This window comes from uncultured Senegalimassilia sp., from assembly GCF_934632265.1.
Lineage (GTDB): Bacteria > Actinomycetota > Coriobacteriia > Coriobacteriales > Eggerthellaceae > Senegalimassilia.
Genome location: NZ_CAKTYH010000123.1, coordinates 1 through 5,573 on the forward strand (window position 1 = coordinate 1; position 5,573 = coordinate 5,573).

Consider the following 5,573-nt stretch of genomic DNA (forward strand, 5'->3'; position numbering starts at 1 on the left):
CCTCGGCGTAGCAGGGGTAGACCAGGCCCTCCGCCTGCGTCCACAGGCCCTTGATGTAGCGGTCGTAGTACACGCTGCCGGCGTAGTCGGCCTCCAGCTGCGCCACCACCTCGGGCAGCAGCGCGCCGTCCCAGATGGTGTAGTCCTGTCGGTATATGTCGGTCCCCTCGGAATCGAGGAAGGCCTTGAACCAGTGGTTCGGGCTGTCGGGGTTGCACGTGCCGTCGAAGTGGCTGTGGGGGCAGCGCAGGCGCGATTTGAGCATCTGGAACACCGGCTCGGCCCACGTGGTCACCTCGTCGCCGTAGACCCACTCGAACGTGGCGCCCTGAATCTTCGAGACGCTGTTCGACTTGCCCGCGCCCAGGCAGTAGACCTTCTTGCCGAAGATGGTCGCGGTGTTGTCCATACGGATGTTCCCCACCACGTCTTCGGAGTAGAGCGAGCGCATCGGCTCAAGTATGTTGCGCTCCAAGGTCGAGCGCGTGTTGCCAATCATCACCAGCAGCCCCTCGCCCTTGGCCGCCATGATGCGCTGCGGGATGGTCACCGCTATGTCGACGTACGATTTGCCGCTGCCCGTAGCGCCGCACTTGACGTTCCAGCGGTGCGTGCAATTCTGCAGGTACTCCTGCTGCATCCTGGTAAGCATGGGCTACTCTATCGCGCTCTGCACGCCGGAGACCAGCTCCTTGGCGGCGGCCAGGACGGTCGTGTCTGCGTCGTCGTGCCTCGGCCGGTCGCGCCACAGCTCGGGCTGGCGGTTCTTGAGCCAGTAGATCATGGCGGTGGTGTCCGGCGCCAGCGTCTCCTCCACCTTCTCCACGAGCGTGACCTTGCCCTTGTTCGGGTCCAGCACCTCGCGCTTGCGGACGGTGGTGCGCTTGGCCTTGCCGCACGCCTTGGCGTAGAGGCTCGTCACCACGGCCTCGTCCGCCTGGCTCTTCGATTCCTTGAGGGCGTGACAGAATTCCGGGTGCGCCTTCTGCCACCGGTAGATGGTCCGCTCCGAGATTCCGAACGCCTCCGCTATCTCCGCAGATGAGCAGCCCCTCCGCGCAAGCGAGACGGCCCAGGGCACGTGCACCTCGGCGTTGTAACGGGTCGGCTGGCCCCTATGTTTTCCGTCAGTCGTCATGACACCGATGATGCCCTACCGGTCACGGGCAAGGGAAAGGCCCCGCCGAAGCGGGGCCCAGGTCTCGCGGTTTCACCATCTGACTCCGCATCACCTCATGAAGTCCATCATCGCGCGGCAGAACGGGGACTCCCGCAGCAGCGCGCCGTAGCGCCCCGCGCACTGGGGCACCCCGGCGAGCACCGCCCCGGTGCCCCTGCGCCGCATGGCCTCGCGCGGCATCAGAAGGCACCCGCCGCGTCCGTCATAAGCTCGGCAAAGCTCCTCCGCGCTATCACATGGGACACCCCGGCCTGCTGGTTGAGCGCCTTGAAGCAGCCCGCCGTACCCGGCCGCCGCATCAGCTCGGACGGACCCCCCGAGCCGTTGGCGATGCTCACGCAGTTGAAGCGGTTGCCCTCGAAGCCGGGCAGGTCGCCGCACCCGCAGCACGCCGTCGAGTCGCCCAGGCTGCGCAGGCGGTTCTCCGCGCACCAGAACGCCAGCCCCAGCTCAAGCGCCGCCATGAGCCGGCCGTGGCCCTCCACGACCTCGCTCTTGCCCTCGGCGTTGGTCCATACCCCGATGGGGTCGCAGAAGCCCACCTGCCGCATGCTGGCCTTTATCTGCTCCACCTGCTCGGCGGTGTGCTCCTTGGCGTTGCCCGCGTACTCCTGCAGGCGGCCTACCGGCTCCACCGTGACCGCCAACGTCGGCACGAGCTCCTGAATCTCGGCCACGGTCATGCCCTTGCCCACGGCTCCTCCTTTCGTTATGCATCCATTCTCCCAGGTCCGTCACGGCCCCATAAACGCCAAGCGGCCCCGGGCCGAGGCCCGAGACCGCTCAGAAGGAGGTGCGCCATGGGGAAGCGCCCTATAATCATCCCGCACGCGTCACAGGGCGCCGAACGCCCCCAGCGCGAGCCTTGCCGCCCATGCGCAGGCGGCCGCCATCAGCAGCGCCGGGAACAGCACGACCATGACGCCGCACGCGCACCCCAGGCCCCTCATGGCCTTGTCCCTCAGCCGGGCCGCCACGCACGCCGCGTCGCGCCCTCCGGCCGGCCGGTGCCTCAGCACGCACTCGCCTTCGCCCTCGCGGCTCACCGTGCGGTAATGCGCGCACTCCTCGCACCGAAGACCCTGTTCGCCGCTCATTCGCTTTCTCCCTCCTCCCTTTTCACGTAATTGATTGCACAATTTATCGCATTGAGCAGGGAGTTCTTCCCCTTTTCCAGCAGCACTGACTCCTCGCTAGGCGGTCGCCAGGCGTCAGTGCGACAAGACCCGAAGAGGCGCAGCAAATTCAGCTCATCATCAAGAATGAAGCGCTTTTCATTCGTTTTGAACTCAACCGCGATTTCGAGCGGAAACGTCTTGCGCATAACCGATATCAGCCCTCGGGCCCTGATTGCGGCAATTTCTGTATCCTCGATTTCGGATTTCAAAACAGTAAGATCGTCCGATGACGAGCCCTTGAAGAGTCTGTGCACGATATCGTATTGGCTCACAGCCGGAACATTGATTAACTCGAAGTCTTCTCGCACGATACGCACGGAAGCGCTATCAGATACGATGGCTTCCTGCACGGAGTCGAGCTTGGCGCGCAGCAACGCGTTATCGTTTTTCAACTTCTCGTATTCGTTGACGAACAACTCTTCAATCGTCATTTGTCCACCACCTTCGCGCCGCATTGGGGGCAAAAGCGCGCGTTGTCGTCAGCAAGGCACCAATCGTCGCAGCCGCAGTTGGCACAGCACGCGCGTCCATGCCTGTTAACGTCAACATACGTTGTCGGGCGGTCGATGAGGTCTGCAAGCAGATGGAATATATCTCCCTTGCCGACGACCGCGCGGATTGCGCTGAGCGCCATGGCATTGTGCACTCGCGGTGAGAGCAAAGACGGCACCCCGTCAATGTGCTCGTCGAGACCGCGCAGCTTTGCCGCAACCTCACGGCGTTCTTGGTCGCTAATCATCTGCATCACCCTCGTCAAGCAGCATGCCGAGCCGGTCTGCAAGGTCCTGTGTCATAAGCGAACCGCAGGGACAGCTATCGTTCCACCATTCGCAATGCTCACAGGAGGCTCGCTTATCGTCGGCCATGGCTCCATCTCCGATGCCGTGCCTCTTCGCGTACGCGCATACGTCCAGCGCCATGTCCTGTTTGATGCTCTCCAAGCTGTCGTGGCCGACCTCCGGGAACAGCTCCCCGCACATCGGGCAGAACAGAATCGGGTTCGTGGCTCCCCCGCGATATCCGTCCGCGTAATAGATGCGGTAAACGCCGTCTACTTTGCCGACGCTTACGTCGGAGCAGCTGTCGCGCATCATGCTCTTTTCGCCGCAGCAGTAATCGCAGCTCACAGCCCCACCGCCTTCCGGATTCGCTCGCTCCAATCGCCATCGCCGTCAATGCCTGCGTCCTCGATCTCGGCGACGACCTTGCGGAGCGCGTCGATATCGATTGCGCGACGGTTCCAGGCGTTTGCTGCGAGGTCAGGATGTTTGAACCCTGAGCTGCTCGCACCGCATGTGTGACACTCCGCGAAAAACAGGTTGAGCGGCCTTATAAACTCAACATCATTGCTCCCGCAGAACGGGCAATTATCTAACCCCATGTCATCCTCCTATTCGGTTGTCTTTGATTGGCCGGGGGCGCATACGCTTGATTTACGGTCTCGATAACCTTGCGCCCCCGATGTTGCGTGGGTCTTACGCGGGCGGCTCGCCTAACGTCACCGCCCGCTGCCCTTGTGCCACCACAGCGTCAGTGTCCGCCTACGCTTTCACCGCGCCGTCTAGTGGTCTTTCGCAGGTCCGGCCCCTCCGCCCATCCTGCACGCCCGCGTCCAGGCTCCCTCGATACTCCCGGTTTCCCGCCTAGAGCGGGTAGTCTCCGATGCGGCAGATGGGGTTATGCAGCACCTCGTCAGGCGCCGGCTCGTGGTCGAACACCCAGCCGTTGACGACGTATCGCCCATCCGCTGCCGCCTTGCGAGCCCTTCGGTTGCCGTCGCGAATCATCGCCCGAAGCTCCGGCCTCATCTCGCCGGAGCGAATCACGTCCGCCCTCATCCGAAGCTCACCTCGCGCTTGCCGACCTTGCCCCAGCCCATCTTCCGGGCCATCCTGAGCGTGTTCGGGCTGATGCCCTCGCGCCGGGCCGCTTCGGCGATTGACTCGTAGGCCTTGCCGTCAACGGCCACCGCCACCGCCCTGGGCGGCACGCTGCCGGGCCTGAACGACAGCGGCTTGTCGCGGCGCTTGCCGCGCCTGCCCTTCGGCCTCTCGCTCAGCGGCTCGCCCGTCGCAGGGTCGAAGTACCTGACGCGCACCGGCCCCGATGTCGCGCAGCTGCCGTTGTCGCAGAACGCCCGGCCCCCGCCGTAGCGCAGGCTGCTGTGGTGCGTCATTCCTCGTCCTCCTCGTCTATCGCGATCTCGACGCCGCCGCCGAACACGCAGTGCCCGACCTCGCGGCAGTTCGTCCATACGGGCCTTCCGGCCCATCCGCACTCGGTCTTCGTGCCGTAGCGCCCCGTCTCGTGCGGGCAGCATCCCGGCTCGGGGTCCGCGAACAGCCCCAGCTGCCCCGGCAGCTCGGGCCTCATTGGCGCATCACCGGCATCCACCCCGGCAGCGCCAGCGCGGCCTCGTGCTTGCACGGCGCGTCCGTCCGCAGCCACTCCCACCATCCGCGGCCGTCGGGCCGCAGGTGCAGCACGTGGGCGTGCAGCAGCCCATGGCACCCTCCGGCGTTGCCGAAGCCGCACACGGCCACGGTCGGGCCGTCCGCGCCGCCCTGGCTCCTCGGCACGATGTGGTGCCGCTCGGAAGCCGGCCGGCCGCAGAACGCGCACCACGGCGCCTCGATGCTCGGCAGGGCCATCATGGCCTCCTGGTAGCGGTTCACGGCCTCGCCCCTCCCTCGACGGGGGGCAGCTCCACGGACACGTAGCGGCCGTGGATGCCCGCCTCGCTGTCGGCCAGCTTCGGCGGCATGTACACCACCCAGGCGTCGGCCTTCCAGGCCGCGTATCGCAGGTCGTCCGCCGTCATCGCGCCAGCCTCCTGTCCGCGCCGCCGATGCGCACCTGCCGGGCGTCCGCCAGGCGGCTGACGATGGACTTGGCCGTGGCCTCGTCCCCGCCCGCCGAGAGCTTGGCGAACAGGCTGGCGGAGTCGTCGTTGGTCGTGTAGACCGTCGGGCGCATCGCCTGGTAGCGGCCGTCGATGACGGCGTACATCATGGCCAGCGCGAACGGCGTGACGTTCTCCTTGCCCAGGTCGTCGACCACGAGCAGCGGCACGTTGCGCCACCGCGCCACGGCCTGCCGCTCGCTGCCCGGCCCCGAATACGTGGCCTTGACCTCGGCCAGGATGCCCGTCATCGTGGCGAACTCGCCACGCATGGAACCTGCCAGCGCCATGAGCGCGGCGCACGCCTGGGTGG

13 protein-coding genes and 1 pseudogene are annotated in these 5,573 nt (G+C 65.7%); all 14 read right to left on the minus strand.

Features of this window, described 5'->3' with window-relative positions; translation table 11 throughout:
• A partial coding sequence (locus tag Q0H50_RS08105; protein ID WP_294421243.1) for a phage terminase large subunit occupies positions 1-652 on the minus strand: 652 nt, incomplete at its 3' end.
• Positions 653-655: 3 nt separating this feature from the next.
• Positions 656-922 carry a hypothetical protein gene (locus tag Q0H50_RS08110; RefSeq protein ID WP_294421245.1) on the minus strand — a complete coding sequence of 89 codons (267 nt, stop codon included), beginning with the start codon at positions 920-922 and terminating at the stop codon, positions 656-658.
• A 69-nt stretch (positions 923-991) separates the two neighbouring features.
• Positions 992-1,138, minus strand: a pseudogene (locus Q0H50_RS09595) (hypothetical protein); the annotation flags it as partial.
• 221 nt (positions 1,139-1,359) lie between these two features.
• Entirely contained in the window at positions 1,360-1,875 is a 516-nt protein-coding gene (locus Q0H50_RS08115; protein ID WP_294421247.1) for a ParB N-terminal domain-containing protein, read from the minus strand.
• 398 nt (positions 1,876-2,273) lie between these two features.
• Positions 2,274-2,789: a hypothetical protein gene (locus Q0H50_RS08120; RefSeq protein ID WP_294421249.1), complete on the minus strand. Its 516-nt coding sequence runs from the start codon at positions 2,787-2,789 to the stop codon at positions 2,274-2,276.
• Positions 2,786-3,097 carry a hypothetical protein gene (locus Q0H50_RS08125; RefSeq protein ID WP_294421251.1) on the minus strand — a complete coding sequence of 104 codons (312 nt, stop codon included), beginning with the start codon at positions 3,095-3,097 and terminating at the stop codon, positions 2,786-2,788. The genes Q0H50_RS08120 and Q0H50_RS08125 overlap by 4 nt, the downstream gene beginning before the upstream one ends.
• Positions 3,090-3,485, minus strand: a complete 396-nt coding sequence (locus tag Q0H50_RS08130; RefSeq protein ID WP_294421253.1) for a hypothetical protein — start codon at positions 3,483-3,485, stop codon at positions 3,090-3,092. Before Q0H50_RS08130 ends, Q0H50_RS08125 begins: the two co-directional genes overlap by 8 nt.
• Positions 3,482-3,739, minus strand: coding sequence for a Lar family restriction alleviation protein (locus Q0H50_RS08135; RefSeq protein ID WP_294421255.1), 258 nt, complete (start codon positions 3,737-3,739; stop codon positions 3,482-3,484). The genes Q0H50_RS08130 and Q0H50_RS08135 overlap by 4 nt, the downstream gene beginning before the upstream one ends.
• Positions 3,740-4,001: 262 nt before the next feature.
• Complete coding sequence (locus tag Q0H50_RS08140; RefSeq protein WP_294421256.1) at positions 4,002-4,196, minus strand: hypothetical protein; 195 nt, start codon at positions 4,194-4,196, stop codon at positions 4,002-4,004.
• Complete coding sequence (locus Q0H50_RS08145; RefSeq protein WP_294421258.1) at positions 4,193-4,534, minus strand: hypothetical protein; 342 nt, start codon at positions 4,532-4,534, stop codon at positions 4,193-4,195. Before Q0H50_RS08145 ends, Q0H50_RS08140 begins: the two co-directional genes overlap by 4 nt.
• Positions 4,531-4,731 carry a hypothetical protein gene (locus tag Q0H50_RS08150; protein ID WP_294421261.1) on the minus strand — a complete coding sequence of 67 codons (201 nt, stop codon included), beginning with the start codon at positions 4,729-4,731 and terminating at the stop codon, positions 4,531-4,533. Before Q0H50_RS08150 ends, Q0H50_RS08145 begins: the two co-directional genes overlap by 4 nt.
• On the minus strand, positions 4,728-5,033 hold the full coding sequence (locus tag Q0H50_RS08155; RefSeq protein WP_294421264.1) for an HNH endonuclease: 306 nt from the start codon (positions 5,031-5,033) through the stop codon (positions 4,728-4,730). The genes Q0H50_RS08150 and Q0H50_RS08155 overlap by 4 nt, the downstream gene beginning before the upstream one ends.
• The gene (locus tag Q0H50_RS08160; protein ID WP_294421266.1) at positions 5,030-5,179 is read right to left on the minus strand and encodes a hypothetical protein; all 150 of its coding nucleotides are present in this window, start codon (positions 5,177-5,179) and stop codon (positions 5,030-5,032) included. The genes Q0H50_RS08155 and Q0H50_RS08160 overlap by 4 nt, the downstream gene beginning before the upstream one ends.
• A partial coding sequence (locus tag Q0H50_RS08165) for an ATP-binding protein (RefSeq protein ID WP_294421268.1) occupies positions 5,176-5,573 on the minus strand: 398 nt, incomplete at its 5' end. The genes Q0H50_RS08160 and Q0H50_RS08165, both read right to left, overlap by 4 nt.